Origin of the sequence: Lysobacter niastensis (assembly GCF_015453285.1) — a bacterium.
Classification (GTDB): Bacteria; Pseudomonadota; Gammaproteobacteria; order Xanthomonadales; family Xanthomonadaceae; genus Lysobacter_J; species Lysobacter_J niastensis.
The window spans coordinates 38,896-58,252 of the sequence record NZ_JADLZT010000012.1 but is presented as its reverse complement, the minus strand read 5'-3'; the positions used below and the strand labels follow the sequence as shown (position 1 = coordinate 58,252).

The window sequence follows — 19,357 nt, the reverse complement described above, 5'->3', positions numbered from 1 at the left end:
AGTCAGCGCTTGTCGCCCTGCGGCAGCGGTACCGTGACGCCACTGCGGAACGTCGACCATGCCGGTGTGCGCAGCACGTTGCCGAAGCCATCCAGGCGCAGCGTCCCGGTGGCGCCTTCGATGTGCGCGTTGTTGGCGGTGGCGAGGTATTCGAGGTAGGCGCTGATCTGCCAGGCATCGAAGCCGAACGCGAACAGTCGCGCGCCCGGGCCCTTGGCCGTCGCCAGCATCGTGCCTGCGCTGGCCGGCGAGGGCAGGCCGCGCGCACCGCGCGTCGCCCACGCCTCGGTGGGGAACGCGATGCCATCGAGGATCGCGTCCTCGGTCGCCTTGCTGCCGGTGCCGGACAGCAACTGCGAAGTCGCTACGCGCGGCTTGCCCGCCAGGCCGGCCAGCGCCAGTCGCGGCATCAGCGTGCGCGCCGAGGTGCCGCGCACGGCGAGAAAAACGGCGTCGACGCCGCCTTCCTTGGAGGCATACGGCGCGAAGTCGGAGGTGCCTTCGCTGGCGACATCGGTGACGGCGGCGCCGCCCACAGCCAGCCTGTCGCGCAGCGCGGCGACGGCGCGGCGCTGGGTTTCGTCGGCGCCACCGACGACCAGCACGCGCTTGGCTTTCAGGTTGAGCAGGTATTCGGCCGCGGCGAAGCCCTCATCCTCCGGCGACAGCGAGAAGCTGGCATTGCCGATCGGCGGTTCGTTGTTCGTGCGATTCAGCGCGAGCACCGGCACGGGCAAGGCGCCCTTGCCGTACAGCGCGCCGACTTCGTCGCGGCCGAGTGGGCCGACTACGAAGTCGCTGCCCTCGGCGACGGCGCGGTCGTACGCGGCAAGCGTGCCGCCGGCGGTGCCGAAGGTGTCGTAAAAGACGACTTCGGGGCGGCGGCGCTGTTCGCCGTAGTAGCCGGCCAGCAGGCCGTCGCGCACCGGCGAAGAGGCCACGGCGAGATCGCCCGACAGCGGCAGCAGCACCGCCATCCTGACCGGCGGGCGGTAGCCGTCGCTCTCGGCCGCGGGACGCTGGCCGAACTTCCAGCCGGTGCGGTCGAACGCGCGCGGCAGTGCCAGTCCGCGGCGCAGCAGCGCGCGTCCGGCGTAGTTGTAGAGCGGCTCGCCGACCGGCAATGCAGCGGCCTCGCGGCTGAGCGAGGCATCGTCGAGCTGCGACAACAGGCGATCGATCTCGGCGTCGTTGGCCTGGCGCGCGGGGCCGGTCAGCGTGGCGCCGCTGCGAGCGAGCTGCGCGGCCTGCACCACCAGGGGGTGGCCCGCGGTCACCGCCCCGCCGGCCTTGGGCGCGACGGTGCTGCAGCCGTTCAACGTCGCCGCGAGCACGAGCGCCGCGATCATTCCCTTGAGGGCGCCCCGGTGCATGGACCGGGCGCGTGCGGAGGCGTGCTTCATCTGCTCGATCATCGGTTTGGCGGGCGCCGCGGCGCGGCGTTGTCGGGGGACCGGTTACGATTCTACCCGCCCCCCATCCGGACATACGATGCACCCGGTCACTTCCACGCCGAGCGCTCCCGGCGTCCTCCACATCGTGGCGACGCCGATCGGCAACCTCGGCGACCTGTCGCCGCGGGCGCTGGACACGTTGCGCAACGTCGCCGCGATCTGCGCCGAGGACACGCGTCATACCCGCCAATTGCTGTCGCACTTCGGCCTGGACAAGCCGCTGGTCGCCTTGCACCAGCACAACGAGGACGCGCAGGCCGCGCAACTGATCGCACGCCTGCAGGGCGGGGACTCGCTGGCCCTGGTGTCGGATGCCGGCACGCCGCTGGTCAGCGATCCCGGTTTCCGCGTGGTCCGCGCCGCCCGCGCGGCCGGCATCCGCGTCTCGCCCGTGCCGGGCGCCTGTGCCGCGATCGCCGCGCTCAGCGTCGCAGGCCTGCCCAGCGACCGCTTCGTGTTCGAAGGTTTCCTGCCGGCCAAGGCCTCGGCGCGGCGCGAGCGGCTTACCCGGTTGGCCGCCGAGCCTCGAACGCTGATCTTCTATGAGTCCGCCCACCGCATCGACGAGGCGCTGGACGACATGATTGCCGCCTTCGGCGAGGATCGTCCGGTAGTGCTGGCGCGCGAGCTGACCAAGCTGTTCGAGACGGTGCTGGACGGCTCGCTGCGTGAGGTCCGCGAACGTGTGGGTGCCGACCCGAATCAACGCAAGGGCGAGTTCGTGGTGATGCTCGAAGGCGCCGGCGACGATGCCGACGCCCAGGTCGCCGAAGGCCGGCGCCTGTACGCGAAGCTGGTCGAACACCTGAAGCCCTCGCAGGCGGCCAAGCTCGCCGCCGAGCTCAGCGGCGCGCCTCGCAAGGCGCTGTACGGCGGCGAGTAGCCTGAACTGGCCGTTCAGCACCATCCGGCATGGTCCATGTTCCGCAAGTCGTAGCCCCCTTTAGTAAAGGGGGCGCCGCGACAGCGGCGGGGTTTTGGAGATGCGGAGCGGGGCCCGAAGTTTGCGCAGCAAACTTTGGGGGCAGTTCTGCTGCGAAGCAGTAGAATGCCCGCGGCGGAGTCGGCCAGGCAGTCGCGTCATTCGTCCTTCGGGACGAGTGCCGAGGAAAGTCCGGGCTCCACAGGGCACGGTGCCAGGTAACGCCTGGGCGGCGCGAGCCGACGGAAAGTGCAACAGAGAGCAGACCGCCGAACGGCGTCGAAAGACGTGCGTGGTAAGGGTGAAACGGTGCGGTAAGAGCGCACCGCGAGTCTGGCAACAGACCGGCACGGCAAACCCCACCGGGAGCAAGGCCAAATAGGGAGACAATGCCGCGGCCCGCGGTGTCTCCGGGTAGGCTGCTTGAGCGTAGCGGTGACGCTGCGCCTAGAGGAATGACTGTCCTAGACAGAACCCGGCTTATCGGCCGGCTCCGCCGCTCTTTTTGGCGCTTGCGCCAAAAAGAGCCCCAAAGTTTGCGGAGCAAACTTCGGGCCCCGAGCCAGCGCTGCCAATCCCCCGATCCGCGCCTTGCCCGGATCCGCCCCCTTACAAGGGGGCTCGGTCAGGTCGTTGATCCGCAAGGGCCGCGGCAGGTGGGTTGAGGCGCGGCACGGTCATGGGCGCGCGGCTCACCGGCTCGATAGTCGGGCCGTATTGATCGACTGGATTTGATCTCTCACGCATATGGATACGCGGATGCTGCGGAGCAGCATGGGCGGCGGGCCCGGCTGCGCCTCGTTTTCAGGTGGTTTCGGAGACCGCCTCAGCCTCAAAAAATGAGACTAAACAAAGGTTAGTGGATAAGTCTTGAATAAGACTCTGAAGTTCGTCGCAACCCATTGATGCGACAAGTGAAATTGCTTCTGGAAAGTTGTTGACAACCCTGTGCACCGTCCCTAAGGTGGGCATCCGAGGGAAAACCGGGTTTTTTGTGGTTTTTCAACGACCAAGCCGCCCGGCAGAGGCGGCCACAACACAGGTGCGGAATGTTCCAAGGCGAGACCGCCATCACGATCGACGACAAGGGCCGGCTGGCGGTGCCCACCGCCTACCGTGAGCTCGTCGCGCGTGAATGCGACAACCGCCTGGTCATCACCTACAACCCGTTCGAATCCGGTTCCCTCTACCTCTACCCCCATGGGGCCTGGGAGCGTCTGCGCGACCAGGTCAATGCGCTGCCGAAGGCCAAGGCGGTCAACCGCAGCATGCAGCTCAAGCTGGTCGGCGCCGCGGCGTTTGTCGAGCTCGACGGCAACGGCCGCATCAGCATTCCCGCCAGCCACCGCTCCGCGGTCGGCATCGAGAAGAAGGCGGTGCTGCTGGGCATGGGCGACAAGTTCGAGTTGTGGAGCGAGCAGGCGCACCACGCGCAGATCCGTCAGACGATCTCTGACGACGATCTGAGCGAGGAACTGCTCGGCCTGCAGCTATGACGGCGGGTGGCATGGAGCGCGGCGCGCTCTCCGGCCACCTCCCCGTGATGTACGCGCAGGTGCTGGAAGGCCTGCGTATCACCGGGAATGGAACGTACCTGGATGGCACGTTCGGGCGTGGCGGACATGCCCGTGGCGTGCTCGATCAACTCGGCGCCGGAGGCCGGCTGCTGGTGATGGACAAGGATCCCGAAGCGATCGCCGTCGCCGAACGCGAGTTCGGGGCCGATCCGCGCGTGGCGATCCATCGCGGCAGCTTCGCCGAACTGGCGGGCTGGAGCGAAACCGCCGCCGGGCTCGACGGCATCCTGTTCGACCTCGGCGTGTCCTCGCCGCAGCTCGATGTCGCCGAGCGCGGCTTCAGCTTCGGCAAGGACGGTCCGCTGGACATGCGCATGGACCCCGACAGCGGGCTCAGCGCGGCGCAGTGGCTGGCGCAGGCCGATGATCGCGAGATCGCCGACGTGCTGTGGACCTACGGCGAGGAGCGCCAGAGCCGCCGCATCGCACGTGCCATCGTCGCGCGCCGCAGCGAGCAGCCCCTCGTGCGCACCGCGCAACTGGCCGAACTGATCGCGCAGGTGATGCCGCGCGGCGACAGCAAGATCCATCCGGCCACGCGCAGCTTCCAGGCGATCCGCATCTTCATCAATCGCGAACTGGCCGACCTCGAAACCGGTCTCGACGCGGCGATGGCGCGGCTCAAGCCCGGCGGCCGGCTCGCCGTGATCAGCTTCCACTCGCTGGAAGACCGCATCGTCAAGCAGTTCATCGCCCGCCACAGCAAGGCGCCACCGGCCAATCGCCGCATGCCGGTGGAAGTGGCCTTCACGCCGACACTGCTCGCCATTGGCGCCGCGCAGAAGGCCGACGAAGCCGAGACCTCGGCCAACCCGCGCGCCCGCAGCGCCGTGCTGCGCGTCGCCGAGAAGCTCGCCGCCGGCGGCAGGGAGGCGGCATGACCCTGCGCCTGCTGCTGACCGTGCTGGTGGCCGCCAACATCGTCTCGGCGCTGGCGGTCGTGCACGCGCGCCACCAGCATCGCCAGTTGTTCGGCCAGCTCAGCCGGCTCGAGCGCGGCCGCGACGAACTCAACATCGAGTTCGGCCGCCTGCAGCTCGAGCAGGCGACATGGGCCGAAAGCAATCGCATCGACCAGGTCGCGCGCGACCGCCTCGGCATGAAGTTTCCCGAAGGCGGTGAAACCGTGGTGATCCGCCCATGAGCGACCGCACCACGCGCCCGCGCAACGCCAACAAGGACAACGGCGGCCGCCCGTCGCTGAAGGCGTTGCTGGCACAACTGCGTGGCGGCGGCAATGACGCGCCGCGCTCGCGCAACCGCGCCTCGTTCAATCTGCGCAACCGCCTGCTGCTGGTCGGCGGCACGCTAGGCCTGTGCTCGCTCGCGCTGGTCGGCCGTGCCTTCACGCTGCAGGTGGTCAACGACGATTTCTACCGACAGCAGGGCGATGCGCGCTTCGTCCGCGAGATCCCGATCCCGACCTCGCGCGGCATGATCACCGACCGCAACGGCGAACCGCTTGCCGTGTCCACGCCGGTCGAATCGATCTGGGGCAACCCGCAGGAACTGCTGAAGAATCCGGCGCGCATCCCAGAGCTGGCGCGCGCGCTGGGCGTGCCGCCGGACTACCTGACGCGCAAGCTGAGCCAGCGCGCGGACAAGGAGTTCCTGTACCTCAAGCGCCGCATCAATCCGGACCAGGCCCGCAGGATCCTCGCCCACAACATCCCGGGCGTGTTCTCGCAGCGCGAGTTCCGCCGCTTCTACCCGCAGGGTGAAGCGATGGCGCACATCCTCGGGTTCACCAACATCGACGACCGCGGCCAGGAAGGTCTGGAGCTCGCGTTCGACGACTGGCTGCGCGGCAAGGCTGGCGCCAAGCGCGTGATCCGCGACCGCCAGGGCCGCATCGTCGAGAGCATCGACCTGGTGCGCGCGGCCGAGCCGGGCCAGGACCTGACGCTGACGATCGACCGTCGCATCCAGTACCTCGCGTTCCGCGAGCTGCGTTCGCAGCTGCTCACCACCGGTGCCAGCAGCGGTTCGGCGGTCGTGCTCGACGTCGCCACCGGCGAAGTGCTGGCGATGGCCAACCTGCCGGCCTACAACCCCAATGCGGTCGGGCTCGGCAATCCCGAGACGCATCGCAATCGCGCCGTCACCGACGTGATCGAGCCGGGTTCGACGATGAAGCCGCTGACCGTGGCCGCTGCGCTCGAGGCGGGCACGATCACGACGCGCACGATCTTCGACACCAACCCGGGCTGGATCCCGAACGGCCGCTACCGCACCACCGACCACCATAACTATGGTGTGCTCGACACCACCGGCGTGATCACCAAGAGCTCCAACGTCGGCGTGGCCAAGATCGTCGCCAAGCTGCCGAGCCAGGGGTATTACGATTTCCTGCGCCGCTTCGGCTATGGCCGCAGCACGCACAGCGGATTCCCCGGCGAGTCCTCGGGCGTGCTGATGCCGCCCAGCCGCTGGAGCGGCACCACCAAGCAGACCATGTCTTACGGCTACGGCCTGTCGGCGACGCCGCTGCAGATCGCGCAGGCCTATGCCGCGCTCGGCAACGGCGGCAAGCTGATCACGCCGACGTTCGTGAAGGGCGAGCGCCACGAGCCCAAGCAGGTGCTCGCCCCGGCGATCGCGCACGAGATCATGCGCATGATGCAGACGGTGACCGAGCCCGGCGGCACCGCCACGCAGGCTGCGATCCTCGGCTACCACGTCGCCGGCAAGACCGGCACGGCGCGCAAGTTCAACGAGAGCGGCGGCTACTCGCGCCGCTACGTGTCGTTCTTCGCCGGCGTGGTGCCGGTGCAGAACCCGCGCTTCTCGATGGTGGTCGTCGTCAACGATCCCGATCCGGAGAAGGGCTACTTCGGCGGCCTCGTCTCCGGCCCGGTGTTCAAGAACGTCATGGACGGCGCGTTGCGCCTGATGGACGTTGCGCCGGACGACATCGACACGTGGCTGGCAGTGCAGGCCGCGGCCGAGGCCAAGCGCAGCAAGGCCAACGGCGGCAAGCCGACCGGCCCGGTGCTGCCTGCCGTCGCCGCCAATGTCACCGCACTGCCTGCAGGAACGCTGACGGCCCCCGCGCAGGGAGGCCTGCAATGAGCCGCGCGATGCTGCTGTCCGAACTGCTGCCTGACGTGCCGGGCATTTCTTCGGACCTGGCGATCACCGGTCTGGTGATGGACAGCCGCGTCGTGCGCCTGGGCGATGCGTTCGTCGCGATCGCAGGATTCGGCGCGCACGGCCTGGGCTTCGTCGAGCAGGCGCGTGCCGCGGGCGCGAGCGCGATCCTGTTCGAGCCGCCGGCCCCCGCCGGACTGCCGACGCCGGCTGATGCCATCGCCGTACCGAATCTGCGCGCGCGCCTGGGCGAGATGGCCGACCGCTTCCATGGCCATCCGTCGAAGGCGATGACGATGGTCGGCGTGACCGGTACCAGCGGCAAGACGTCGACCGTGCAGTTGCTGGCGCAGGCGCTGGAAGCGCGCGGCCGCCGCACCGGCACCATCGGCACCCTCGGTGCCGGTCTGTACGGTGCAATAGAGCCCACCGGCTTCACCACGCCGCTGGTATTGCCGATGCATGAACTGCTGGCGCAGATGCGCGACGCCGGCGCCACCGCAGTGGCGATGGAAGTGAGTTCGCACGCGCTCGACCAGGGTCGCGTGGACGCCGTGCATTACGACGTCGGCGTGTTCACCAACCTCACCCGCGACCATCTCGACTACCACGGCGACATGGACACCTATGGCGCGGCCAAGGCGAAGCTGTTCGTTCGCCCGGGTCTCGATGCCGCGGTGATCAATATCGACGACGCCTTCGGCGCGGCGCTGCTGGCGCAGCTGCCACAGACGGTGCGCGGCATCGGCGTGAGCGCGCGCGGCGACCTGCGGGGACAGGTGCGGGCCGAGGCGGTTTCGCTGGACGTGTCCGGCATCGTGTTCGACCTGATCGTCGGCGACGAGCGCCATAAGATTCGCTCACCGCTGCTGGGCCGCTTCAATGTCGACAACCTGCTGACGGTCGCGGGCGTGCTGCATGCGCTGGGCGAATCCGCCCAGGTGATCGCACAGACACTGCCGCAACTGAGCCCGATCCCGGGTCGCATGAACCGCCTCGGCGGCGATGGCCGCCTGCCGCTGGTCGTCATCGACTATTCGCACAAGCCCGACCCGCTGCAACAGGCACTGGAGTCGCTGCGCGGACACCTGCGCGGCCGCCTGATCTGCGTGTTCGGCTGCGGTGGCGAACGCGACCGCGGCAAGCGCCCGGTCATGGCCGCGATCGCCGAGGCCAACGCCGAGCGTGTCTACGTGACCGACGACAACCCGCGTGGCGAGGACGGTGACGGCATCGTTGCCGACATCGTCGCCGGCTTCGCCCATCCGGAGCGCGCCGTGGTCGAGCGCGACCGCGCCGCCGCCATCGCCCGCGCGATTGCGGAGGCCGGTCCTGACGACATCGTGCTGATCGCCGGCAAGGGTCACGAAACCTACCAGGACGTCCACGGCGTGCTGCATCCGTTCGACGACACCGAGGTCGCACGCGCGGCCCTGGGAGGGCGGGCATGAAGCCGCTGCGCCTGAGCGAGATCGCGCGCATGACTTCGGGCCGCCTGCACGGCGAGGACCGCGTCATCGACGTCGTCGCGACCGACACGCGCGCACTGCCCAAGGGTGCGCCGCTGTTCGTCGCGCTCAAGGGCGAGCGCTTCGATGGCCATGACCACGTTGACGTCGCGGCCGCGGCCGGGGCCGTCGCGGCGCTGGTATCGCGCCAGGTCGACACGCCGGTTCCGCAGGTCATCGTCGCCGATACCGAGCGTGCGCTCGCCGACTTCGCCACGGCGATGCAGCGCGAGCGCACCAGCAAAGTCGTGGCGATCACAGGCAGCAACGGCAAGACCAGCGTCAAGGCGCTGACCCAGGCGATCCTCGAGCGCGCCGGCCGTACCTACGCGACGCCGGGCAACCGCAACAATGAAATCGGCATGCCGCTGGCGGTGCTGGAAGCGCCCGATGACACGCAGTTCGCCATCTACGAGATGGGCACCGGCAAACCAGGCGACATCGCCTACCTGACCGCGATCGCGCGTCCCGATATCGGCCTCGTCAACAACGTCGCGCCCGCGCATATCGAGCGCATGGGCAGCCTGCTCGCCATCGCTGACACCAAGGCGGCGGTGTACGACGATCTGTCGTCGGGCGGAGTGGCGGTGATCAATGCCGACGATGCGTTCGCACCGTATTTCGCCGAGCGCGCACACGGCCGCCGCTTGATCCATTTCGGCCTGGACCACAGCGCCGACGTCACCGCGCGCGACATCGTGCCCGGCGACACGGGCTCGCGCTTCATGATGGTGACGCCGATCGGTGAAGCCCAGGTGGAAGTGGAGATGCCGGGCCGTCACAACGTGCGCAATGCCCTGGCCGCCGCGTCGATCGCGCTCGGTGCCGGCGTGCCGTTGGCCACGATCGTGGAAGGACTGGCCGCGGCCCGCCCGGTTGCAGGTCGACTGGTCACCCACGTGCTGCGCACTGGCGCGCGCCTGATCGACGACAGCTACAACGCAAACCCGGGTTCGCTTGCAGCCGCCATCGACACGCTGGCCGACGCCTGCCGCGCCGCCAGCGACCGCGCCTGGATGGTGCTGGGCGACATGCGCGAGCTCGGCGACGACGCCGCGGCGATGCACGCCGAAGTCGGCCGTCGCGCCAAGGCTGCCGGCATTGACCGGGTGTTCGCGCTGGGGCCGCTGAGCGCGCACACCGCGCAGGCGTTCGGCGAGGGTGCGGGACATTTCGAATCGCACGAAGCGCTCGCCGCGACGTTGCGCGACGGGATCGTGGAAGCGGGCGCGCAGCTGCGCGTCCTGGTTAAGGGATCGCGCGGCAGCGCGATGGACAAGATCGTGAAGGCGCTGATGTCGGACGAAACTCTAGGCGCGGAACAAGGGGGAACCCATGCTGCTTGAACTCGCGCGCTGGCTCGAACAACTGCAAAGTCTGTTCGGCCTGTTCGGCTACCTGACTTTCCGCGGCATCCTCAGCGCACTGACCGCGCTGGCGCTGTCGCTGTGGTGGGGGCCTGCGGTGATCCGCAGGCTCGGCCAGCTCAAGGGTGGCCAGCCGATCCGCAAGGAAGGCCCGCAGTCGCACTTCTCCAAGGCTGGTACGCCGACCATGGGCGGCGCGCTGATCCTGCTGACGGTGATGGCCTCCGTGCTGCTGTGGGGCGACCTGCGCAACAAGTACGTCTGGGTCGTGCTGCTGGTGATGCTGGCGTTCGGTGCGATCGGCTGGTACGACGACTGGATCAAGATCGTCAAGCGTGACCCCAACGGCCTGAAGTCGCGCTGGAAGTACCTGGCGCAGTCGGTGTTCGGCCTCGCCGCCGCCATCTACCTGTACGTCTACGCCGACGTGCCGGCCGCGACGACCTTCTACGTGCCGTTCTTCAAGTCGATCGCGCTGCCGCTGGCCGGCATCGGTTTCATCGCGATCGCCTACTTCTGGATCGTCGGTTTCTCCAACGCGGTCAACCTGACTGACGGACTGGATGGCCTGGCGATCATGCCGACGGTACTGGTTGCCTGCGCGCTGGGCATCTTCGCCTACGCCTCGGGCAATGCGGTGTTCTCCAACTACCTGCAGATCCCGCAGGTGCCGGGCGCCGGTGAGCTGGTGGTCATCTGCGCGGCGATTGCCGGTGCGGGACTCGGCTTCCTCTGGTTCAACACCTATCCGGCGATGGTGTTCATGGGCGACATCGGCGCACTCGCGCTCGGCGCGGTGCTCGGCACCATCGCCGTGATCGTGCGCCAGGAACTGGTGCTCGTGGTGATGGGCGGCCTATTCGTGGTCGAAACCCTGTCGGTGATGATCCAGGTCGCCTCGTTCAAGCTCACCGGCAAGCGCGTCTTCCGCATGGCGCCGATCCACCATCACTTCGAATTGAAGGGCTGGCCCGAGCCGCGCGTGATCGTGCGCTTCTGGATCATCTCGGTCGTGCTCGTCCTCGTGGGTCTCGCAACCCTGAAGGTGCGCTGATGAACGACGCCTCCATCACCAAGTCCGCGAGCCAGGCGACACGGCTCGATGCCATCGGCGGCCGCTTCGATCCGTGGCTGCTCGGCATCGCCTGCACGCTGGCGAGCCTGGGCATGGTGATGGTGGGCTCGGCGTCGATCGGCATTGCCGACAACCTCGAGGTCGGTCCGTTCTACTTCCTGACCAAGCACGCTGTGTTCCTGGCCGGCGGCGTCGCGCTGGCGGTGTGGCTGATGCGCACCGAACTCAAGACCATCGAGCAGCACAGCCAGTGGATGCTGCTGGCCTGCTTCGTGCTGCTGCTGCTGGTGTTCGTGCCCGGCATCGGCAAGAGCGTCAACGGCGCCAAGCGCTGGTTGAACCTGGGTATCTCCAGCTTCCAGGCGGTCGAGGCGGTCAAGCTGATCTACATCGTCTGGATGGCCAGCTACCTCAAGCGTTACAGCGAGGAAGTGACCGCGACCTGGTCGGCGATGCTGAAGCCGCTCGGCGTCGCCATCGCGCTGGTGGCGCTGCTGCTGATGCAGCCGGACTTCGGTTCCTCGTCGCTGGTGCTGGCGATCACCGCGGGCATGCTGGTGCTGGGTGGCGTCAACATGCCGCGCATGTTCGGCCCGGTGCTGGTCGGACTGCCGGTGCTGGCGGCGATCGCGATCGCCGAGCCGTACCGCATGCGCCGCATCACTTCTTTCACCGACCCGTTCAAGGACCCGTTCGGCGACGGCTACCAGCTTGCGAACGCGCTGATGGCGATCGGCCGCGGTGAATGGACCGGCGTCGGTCTGGGCGCATCGGTGCAGAAGCTCTCCTACCTGCCGGAAGCGCACACCGACTTCATTCTCGCGGTGATCGGCGAGGAACTCGGGTTCATCGGCATCTGCCTGGTGATTGCGCTGTATGCCGGCCTGGTGGGTCGCGCGCTGTGGCTGGGGCTGAAGTGCGTGGAGATGCGGCGCCATTTCGCCGGCTACTGCGCCTTCGGCATCGCCCTGTGGATCGGCATGCAGAGCTTCGTCTCGATCGGCGTGAACCTCGGGCTGCTGCCGACCAAGGGCCTGACGCTGCCGCTGATTTCCTCCGGCGGTTCCAGCGTGATGATGACCTGCGCCGCGGTCGGACTGCTGCTGCGCGTGACCTACGAACTCGACCGCGCCCAACGCCAGGTCGCACGCCTGCGTGGCGAAGCGCAGCAGCCGTCGGTCGGCGTGCCGGCGACGACCAATCCGCTGCCGGCCGCCGCCGTGCCGGCCGCCGCACGCACGTCCGACGCGGCGCGCGGCACCAGCCGCCTGCGCCAGCGCATCGAACCGATTCTCGGGAGGACGGCGTGAAGGTTGATCTGGCCGCCACCGACTCCGACCTGCACCCGGTGATGATCCTCGCCGGTGGCACCGGCGGGCACATCTTCCCGGGCCTGGCGGTCGCGCATGCATTGCAGGCACGCGGCGAACCGGTGCTGTGGCTGGGCGCCGACGGCGGCATGGAAACGCGCCTGGTGCCGCAACATGGCATCGCCATCGACACCATTGCCGTGAGCGGCATGCGCGGCAAGGGCCTGCGCACTTTGATCGCAGGGCCGTTCAAGCTCATCGGCTCGGTGCGCGCGGCGCGGCAGACGCTGCGCGAGCGCCAGCCGCGCGCGGTGATCAGTTTCGGTGGATTCGCCGCAGGTCCCGGTGGTCTTGCGGCGAAGCTCGCCGGCATTCCGTTGATCGTGCACGAGCAGAACCGTGCGCCGGGGCTCACCAACCGCGTGCTGGCGAGGCTGGCGCGTCACGTGCTGACCGGCTTCCCGGATACGTTCCCGGGCGCCCGCGAGGAAGTCGTCGGCAACCCGGTGCGCAACGAGATCGCCGCGCTGCCGCCGCCGGAGCAGCGCTTCGCCGGCCGTGAAGGTCCGTTGCGGCTGCTGGTGCTCGGTGGCAGCCAGGGGGCGCGCGCGTTGAATGCGGCCGTGCCGAAGGCGCTGAAGGCGCTGCACGGAACGCTGCAATTCGACGTACGCCACCAGTGCGGCGAGAAGATGCGCGAGGACGCGGTCAAGGCCTATGCCGATGCCGGTATCGACGCGTCCGTCGAGCCGTTCATCGCCGACATGGCGGCCGCCTATGGCTGGGCCGACATCGTGATCTGCCGTTCCGGCGCGCTGACGCTGGCGGAACTGTGCGCGGCCGGTGTCGGCAGCGTGCTGGTGCCGTTCCCGCAGGCCGTGGACGACCACCAGACCAAGAATGCACAGTACCTGGTCGACCGTGGCGCCGCGCACTTGTTGCCGCAGGGCGAGACCCTGGCCGAACGCATCAGCGCCACCCTCGAAATCCTCGGCGAGCGCGAGCTCCTGCTGCCGCTGGCGCAGGCCGCGCGCGCGCTCGCCAAACCCGATGCGGCCGACCGAGTCGCCGCGATAGTCCTGGAGTCCACTTCGATGAAGGAGTCGGCATGAGCGCCGCCCTGCGCCGCCGCCTGCAGCACACCGGCGATCTCGCCAAGGCCTTCCCGCGCGTGCATTTCGTCGGCATCGGCGGCGTCGGCATGAGTGGCATCGCCGAGGTCATGTGCACGCTGGGTTACCAGGTGTCCGGTTCCGACAACGCCGACAACGCCGTCACGCGCCGCCTGTCATCGCTGGGTGTCGACGTGCGCCGCGGCCATGCCGCCGCGAACGTGCTCGGCGCCGACTGCGTGGTGGTGTCGAGCGCGATCCGCGCCGACAACCCGGAACTGATGGAGGCGCACGCGCAGCGCATCCCGGTGGTGCCGCGCGCGGAAATGCTGGCCGAACTGATGCGCTTCAAGCGCGGCATCGCGGTGGCCGGCACGCACGGCAAGACCACGACAACCTCGCTGACCGCAAGCGTGCTGGGCGAGGGCGGCATCGACCCGACCTTCGTCATTGGCGGGCAGTTGCTCGCCGCGGGCGCCAACGCGCGCCTGGGCAAGGGCGACTGGCTGGTGGCCGAAGCTGACGAGAGCGACGGCAGCTTCCTGCGCTTGAACCCGCAGATCGCCATCATCACCAACATCGATGCCGACCACCTGGAAAACTACGGTGGCGATTTCGCCAACGTGCAGAAGGCGTTCGAGGAGTTCATGCACCGCCTGCCGTTCTACGGCCTGGCGGTGCTGTGCATCGACGATCCGGAAGTCGCGGCACTGGCGGCGAAGACCCCGCGCCATGTCATGACCTACGGCCTCAACGAGGCCGCCGACGTGCGCGCCGAGGACGTCGAGCAGAGCGGCGGCTGCATGCGTTTCACGCTGTGCCTGCCGGACGCGACCCGCACGCGTGTCGAACTCGCGCTGCCGGGCCATCACAACGTGCTCAACGCACTGGCGGCCGCGTCGGTCGGCTGGCAATTGGGCATCAGCCCCGAAGCGATCGCGCGCGCACTCAAGCAGTTCGCCGGCGTCGGCCGCCGCTTCAACCTGCTCGCCACGCCGGCCACCGCCAAGGGTGCGCGCGTGCAACTGGTCGACGACTACGGTCACCACCCGAAGGAACTGGAGGCGGTGTTCGCGGCTGCGCGCGGTGGCTGGCCGGACAAGCGTCTGGTCGTGGCGTTCCAGCCGCACCGTTACAGCCGCACGCGCGATCTGTTCGACGAGTTCGCCGCGGTGCTGTCGAGTGTTGACGTGCTGGTGCTGACCGAGGTCTACCCGGCCGGCGAAGCGCCGATCGCGGGTGCCGACGCGAAGTCGCTGGCGCGTGCAATCCGCGCGCGTGGACGCATCGATCCGGTCGTCGTCGGCGGCGCCGGCGATCTCGGCGGCGTGCTGTCCGACATCCTCAACGACGGCGACCTGCTGCTGATGATGGGCGCCGGCGATATCGGCCATGCCGCGCAGCAGATCGCCGCGCACGGCTTCAACGGTAGTTCTGACGGAGAGCGCAAGTGAGCCTGCAGTTCCCACCGCCGCGAGTGAGCGATCCGGCCGTCTTCGGCCGCGTCGCCGTGCTGATGGGCGGTACCAGCGCCGAGCGCGAGGTGTCGCTCGATTCCGGACGCAATGTCCTCGAGGCGCTGCTGTCGCGCGGCATCGACGCGTTCGCGGTCGATGGCATTCCGGCCCTGGTCGAAGCGATCCGCGCTGGCAGCGTCGATCGCGTCTTCAACATCCTCCATGGCAACAAGGGTGGCGGCGAAGACGGCGTGCTGCAGGGGCTGTGCGAAGCATTGCAGGTGCCGTACACCGGCTCCGGCGTGCTGGGCTCGGCGCTGACGATGGACAAGATCCGCACCAAGCAGGTGTGGCTCAGCGAAGGCCTGCCGACGCCGCGCTACGTGCGCCTGCCGCCCGGCGCCGACGTGCACGCCGCCGCGCGCGAGCTGGGCCTGCCGGTATTCATCAAGCCGTCGAGCGAAGGCTCCAGCGTCGGCGTCTCGCGCGTGCTGGCCGAGGCCGATCTCGATGCCGCGGTCGAGCATGCTTCGCGCTATCCCGGCGAACTGCTGATGGAGCAGCTGATCTCGGGCGAGGAGCTGACCGTGCCGGTACTGGGCACCGCCGACGGCCACGTCGCATTGCCGTCGATCCGCATCGTGCCCAAGGGCGAGTGGTACGACTACAACGCCAAGTACCTCGCCGACGACACGCAGTACCTGTGCCCCGGACTGGAGGGCGCGGACGAGGAAGAGATCCGCCGCATCGCGGCTGCCGCGTTCGTCTCGGCGGGTTGCAACGGCTGGGGCCGTGTCGACTTCATGCGTGACCGTGCGAGCGGCCAGCTGTACCTGCTGGAGGTCAACACCGCGCCGGGCATGACCAGCCACTCGCTGGTGCCAAAGGCGGCACGCCAGGTCGGCATCCCGTTCGAAGAACTGTGCTGGCGCGTGCTCGAGTCGAGCCTCGCTCCGGCAACCACCGACAACACGGGAGGTGTGGTGGCGTGAACGCCATGCTTCGCCTCGCCGGATGGATCCTCGCGCTGGCCCTGGTCGCGCTGCCGGTCGTTGCCGTGCTCAACGGCTGGATCGGCGCGAACCAGTGGCCGCTGACGAAGCTGCGCGTGACCGGGGAGTTTGAACGCGTGGATGCGGCGCTGCTGCAGAAGACGCTGATGCCCTACGCAAAGCGCGGGTTCTTCGCCGTCGACCTGGCAGCTGCCCGCAATGCGGTGGCGAAGCTCCCGTGGGTCGAGCACGCCGAGGTCAGCAAGCGTTGGCCGGACGTGCTGCAGGTGCAGGTGGTCGAGCACCGCCCGTTCGCGCGCTGGGGCAAGGATCGCCTGCTGTCCGAGCAGGGCAGGCTGTTTCCGGCCAAGGGGATCGTGGTGCCGAAGGGGCTGCCGCAGTTTGGTGGTCCCGAGGCGCGCGTGCCCGACGTGGTCGCGCTGTACAACGAGTCGCGCGCGATGTTCACCCCGATCGGCCTGGGCGTGCGCGAAGTGCAACTGGATCCGCGCGGGAGCTGGACGCTCGGCCTCGACAACGGCGCACAGGTCGTGGTCGGCCGCAACGAAGCCCGTGCGCGGATCGGACGCTTCGTGCGCCTGATGCCGCAACTGCTCGCGCAGCAGTCGCAGGACCTCAAGCGCGCAGATCTTCGCTACACCAACGGATTCGCACTGACGTGGGCGCCCAAGGCGCCGGCGCCGGTCGCGACGGCATCGAACAACATCAACGGCTCCATATGAATCGCAAGGGTGACAAATCGCTGATCGTCGGGCTCGACATCGGCACCTCGAAGGTGGTGGCGCTGGTCGGCGAGTACACGCCCGACAACGGCCGCCCCGGTAATCCGATCGAGGTGATCGGCATCGGTTCGCACGAATCGCGCGGCCTCAAGCGCGGCGTGGTGGTGGACATCGAGTCGACGGTGCAGTCGATCCAGCGCGCGATCGAGGAGGCCGAGCTGATGGCCGGCTGCGAGATCCGCTCGGTCTACGCATCGATCTCGGGCAACCACGTGCAGTGCCGCAACTCCCAGGGCATCGCGCCGATTCGCGACGGCGAGGTGAGTTACGGCGATCTCGACCGCGTGCTGGAGGCGGCCAAGGCCGTGGCGATCCCAGCCGACCAGAAGATCCTGCATGCGATTCCGCGCGATTACGTCCTCGACGACTCGCAGGAAGGCATCCGCAATCCGGTCGGCATGACCGGCGTTCGCCTGGAAGTGCACGCGCACCTGGTGGTCTGCGCGCAGTCGGCGGCGGCCAACATCAGCAAGTGCGTGCAGCGCTGCGGCCTGCAGGTCGACGATCTGGTGCTGAGCGTGCTCGCGTCCAGCCAGGCGGTACTGACCTCCGACGAGCGCGAGCTTGGCGTGGTGCTGGTCGACATCGGTGCCGGCACCACCGACATCGCGGTGTTCGTGCAGGGCGCGATCGCGCACAGCGCGAGCCTGCCGATCGCCGGCGACAAGGTGACCGAGGACATCGCGCACATGTTGCGCACGCCGACGCCCGAGGCCGAGCAGATCAAGGTCCGCTACGCGTGCGCGCTGGCGCAGATGGCGACTGCGGAGGAAAGCATCCAGGTGCCCAGCGTCGGCGACCGTCCGCCGCGGCGCATGCCGCGCGCTTCGCTGGCGCAGGCAGTGCAGGCGCGCTACGAGGAAATCTTCGAGATGGTGCAGGCCGAGCTGCGCCGCAGCGGCTTCGAACAGCACGTGCGCGCCGGCATGGTCCTGACCGGCGGCGCCGCAAAGATGGAAGGCGTGGTCGAGCTGGCGGAGGAAATGCTGCAGATGCCGGTGCGCGTGGGCATCCCGCAGCACGTCACTGGCCTGGGCGAGGTGGTGGGCAACCCGGTGCACGCCACCGGCGTCGGCCTGCTGCTGATGGGCAGCCAGATCGAACACCCGCGCCGCCCGGTGATCTCCACCGGTCGCGCAGGGACGTTCCTGAGCAAGCTGAAGAACTGGTATCGCGGCGAGTTTTGAGCGCAAGGGCGGACAAGGAGATTCGGAGCAACGCTTCGCTTCCGCCTGGTGGTAAGGGCAACGGCAGTACCGAAAGACCTGGATCGACAACTAGCAACACATAACGAGGACGACGACATGGCACATTTCGAACTGGTTGAAAAAATGGCCCCGAACGCGGTGATCAAGGTCATCGGCGTGGGCGGTGGCGGCGGCAACGCCGTGGCGCACATGGTCAACGGCAGCGTGGACGGCGTGGAGTTCATCACCGCCAACACCGACTCGCAGGCGATCAAGAACTGCGGCGCCAAGCTGCAGCTGCAGCTCGGCGGCAACGTCACCAAGGGCCTGGGCGCAGGCGCGAATCCGGAAGTCGGCCGCCAGGCCGCGCTGGAAGATCGCGAGCGCATCATGGACGCGCTGCAGGGCGCCGACATGGTCTTCATCACCGCAGGCATGGGCGGCGGCACGGGTACCGGCGCAGCGCCGGTCGTGGCGCAGCTCGCCAAGGAGATGGGCATCCTGACCGTGGCCGTGGTGACCAAGCCGTTCCCGTTCGAAGGCCGTCGCCGCATGCAGGTCGCGCTGAAGGGCATCGAGGAACTGAGCCACCACTGCGACTCGCTGATCACCATCCCCAACGAAAAGCTGATCACCGTGCTCGGCCGCAACGCCACGATGATCCAGGCCTTCCGTGCCGCGAACGACGTGCTGCTCGGCGCGGTGCAGGGCATCGCCGACCTCATCGTGCGTCCGGGCCTGATCAACGTCGACTTCGCCGACGTGCGCACCGTGATGAGCGAGATGGGCCTGGCCATGATGGGTACCGGCGCCGCCCGTGGCGACGACCGTGCCCAGGCTGCCGCTGAAGCGGCAATCCAGAACCCGTTGCTGGACGACGTCAACCTGTCCGGCGCCAACGGCATCCTGGTCAACATCACCGCCGGTCCGGACTTCACGATGGCCGAGTTCGACGAAGTTGGCCGCACCATCGAGAACTTCGCCTCCGAAGACGCCACCGTCGTCATCGGCACCGTGCTCGATCCGGACATGCAGGACGAGGTCAAGGTCACCGTCGTGGCGACCGGCCTCAACCGTGCGGTGGCCCGCCAGTCTGTGCGCGGCAGCGAGCGCGAAGCGCATCGCGCGCCGATCCAGCTGGTCCGCAATGCCACCACCGGCCTGCCGGAGTTCTCGGCGATGGACGCCGTGGCCCCGGCGGCACCGAGCTTCGGCGGCAGCCTGCGCGGCAGCAGCGTGCGTTCGTCCGAACCGGCGGCGCCTGCCGTGGCCGATTTCGGCAGCGACAGCAGCTACCTGGATATCCCGGCGTTCCTGCGCCGCCAGGCCGACTGATCTTCACGTAACTCGTACGTCCTCACGCCCTGGGGCGCCATCCCCGGGGCCTTGGGCCGGTCGGCGCCTGCCGACTGGCCGGTTTCAGTCGCTTTCGGCGGATGCATCGGCGCAACGATCCAGGCCGGAGCGTTGCATCGGGGATGTGACGGTTTCCATTAAGATTCA

General features: G+C 68.5%; 16 protein-coding genes and 1 other RNA gene. 16 read left to right on the top strand and 1 reads right to left on the bottom strand.

Going from position 1 to position 19,357, the window contains the following annotated elements; translation table 11 throughout:
• Positions 1–2: 2 nt before the first annotated feature.
• Positions 3–1,403 (bottom strand): penicillin-binding protein activator, encoded by a 1,401-nt coding sequence (locus tag IU514_RS17875; protein WP_228760846.1) that lies wholly within the window; start codon positions 1,401–1,403, stop codon positions 3–5.
• Positions 1,404–1,491: 88 nt separating this feature from the next.
• Here IU514_RS17875 and rsmI point away from each other — a divergent pair, with 88 nt between their 5' ends.
• The 16 genes from rsmI (at position 1,492) to ftsZ (ending at position 19,189) form a co-directional block, all read left to right on the top strand.
• The gene (gene rsmI, locus IU514_RS17870) at positions 1,492–2,337 is read left to right on the top strand and encodes a 16S rRNA (cytidine(1402)-2'-O)-methyltransferase (protein ID WP_194932503.1); all 846 of its coding nucleotides are present in this window, start codon (positions 1,492–1,494) and stop codon (positions 2,335–2,337) included.
• Positions 2,338–2,513: 176 nt separating this feature from the next.
• Positions 2,514–2,875: RNase P RNA component class A (gene rnpB, locus IU514_RS17865), an RNA gene on the top strand.
• A 550-nt stretch (positions 2,876–3,425) separates the two neighbouring features.
• On the top strand, positions 3,426–3,872 hold the full coding sequence (gene mraZ, locus IU514_RS17860; protein WP_194932502.1) for a division/cell wall cluster transcriptional repressor MraZ: 447 nt from the start codon (positions 3,426–3,428) through the stop codon (positions 3,870–3,872).
• A gap of 11 nt (positions 3,873–3,883) precedes the next feature.
• The gene (rsmH, locus tag IU514_RS17855; protein ID WP_228760845.1) at positions 3,884–4,834 is read left to right on the top strand and encodes a 16S rRNA (cytosine(1402)-N(4))-methyltransferase RsmH; all 951 of its coding nucleotides are present in this window, start codon (positions 3,884–3,886) and stop codon (positions 4,832–4,834) included.
• Entirely contained in the window at positions 4,831–5,097 is a 267-nt protein-coding gene (gene ftsL, locus IU514_RS17850; protein WP_194932500.1) for a cell division protein FtsL, read from the top strand. The genes rsmH and ftsL overlap by 4 nt, the downstream gene beginning before the upstream one ends.
• Complete coding sequence (locus tag IU514_RS17845; protein WP_194932499.1) at positions 5,094–7,025, top strand: peptidoglycan D,D-transpeptidase FtsI family protein; 1,932 nt, start codon at positions 5,094–5,096, stop codon at positions 7,023–7,025. The genes ftsL and IU514_RS17845 overlap by 4 nt, the downstream gene beginning before the upstream one ends.
• Positions 7,022–8,494, top strand: coding sequence for a UDP-N-acetylmuramoyl-L-alanyl-D-glutamate--2,6-diaminopimelate ligase (locus IU514_RS17840; protein WP_194932498.1), 1,473 nt, complete (start codon positions 7,022–7,024; stop codon positions 8,492–8,494). The genes IU514_RS17845 and IU514_RS17840 overlap by 4 nt, the downstream gene beginning before the upstream one ends.
• A complete protein-coding gene (locus tag IU514_RS17835; RefSeq protein ID WP_194932497.1) occupies positions 8,491–9,897 on the top strand; it encodes a UDP-N-acetylmuramoyl-tripeptide--D-alanyl-D-alanine ligase in 1,407 nt (468 codons plus the stop codon). The genes IU514_RS17840 and IU514_RS17835 overlap by 4 nt, the downstream gene beginning before the upstream one ends.
• Positions 9,887–10,972, top strand: coding sequence for a phospho-N-acetylmuramoyl-pentapeptide-transferase (gene mraY / locus IU514_RS17830; RefSeq protein ID WP_194932496.1), 1,086 nt, complete (start codon positions 9,887–9,889; stop codon positions 10,970–10,972). Before IU514_RS17835 ends, mraY begins: the two co-directional genes overlap by 11 nt.
• The gene (gene ftsW, locus IU514_RS17825; protein ID WP_194932495.1) at positions 10,972–12,303 is read left to right on the top strand and encodes a putative lipid II flippase FtsW; all 1,332 of its coding nucleotides are present in this window, start codon (positions 10,972–10,974) and stop codon (positions 12,301–12,303) included. Before mraY ends, ftsW begins: the two co-directional genes overlap by 1 nt.
• A gap of 41 nt (positions 12,304–12,344) precedes the next feature.
• On the top strand, positions 12,345–13,415 hold the full coding sequence (gene murG / locus IU514_RS17820; protein WP_194932586.1) for an undecaprenyldiphospho-muramoylpentapeptide beta-N-acetylglucosaminyltransferase: 1,071 nt from the start codon (positions 12,345–12,347) through the stop codon (positions 13,413–13,415).
• The gene (gene murC, locus IU514_RS17815) at positions 13,412–14,869 is read left to right on the top strand and encodes a UDP-N-acetylmuramate--L-alanine ligase (protein WP_386760686.1); all 1,458 of its coding nucleotides are present in this window, start codon (positions 13,412–13,414) and stop codon (positions 14,867–14,869) included. Before murG ends, murC begins: the two co-directional genes overlap by 4 nt.
• Complete coding sequence (locus tag IU514_RS17810) at positions 14,866–15,864, top strand: D-alanine--D-alanine ligase (protein WP_194932494.1); 999 nt, start codon at positions 14,866–14,868, stop codon at positions 15,862–15,864. Before murC ends, IU514_RS17810 begins: the two co-directional genes overlap by 4 nt.
• Complete coding sequence (locus IU514_RS17805) at positions 15,861–16,607, top strand: cell division protein FtsQ/DivIB (protein WP_194932493.1); 747 nt, start codon at positions 15,861–15,863, stop codon at positions 16,605–16,607. Before IU514_RS17810 ends, IU514_RS17805 begins: the two co-directional genes overlap by 4 nt.
• Positions 16,604–17,854, top strand: coding sequence for a cell division protein FtsA (ftsA, locus tag IU514_RS17800; protein WP_194932492.1), 1,251 nt, complete (start codon positions 16,604–16,606; stop codon positions 17,852–17,854). Before IU514_RS17805 ends, ftsA begins: the two co-directional genes overlap by 4 nt.
• A 117-nt stretch (positions 17,855–17,971) precedes the next feature.
• Positions 17,972–19,189, top strand: coding sequence for a cell division protein FtsZ (gene ftsZ / locus IU514_RS17795; protein ID WP_194932491.1), 1,218 nt, complete (start codon positions 17,972–17,974; stop codon positions 19,187–19,189).
• The last annotated feature ends 168 nt before the right edge of the window (positions 19,190–19,357 follow it).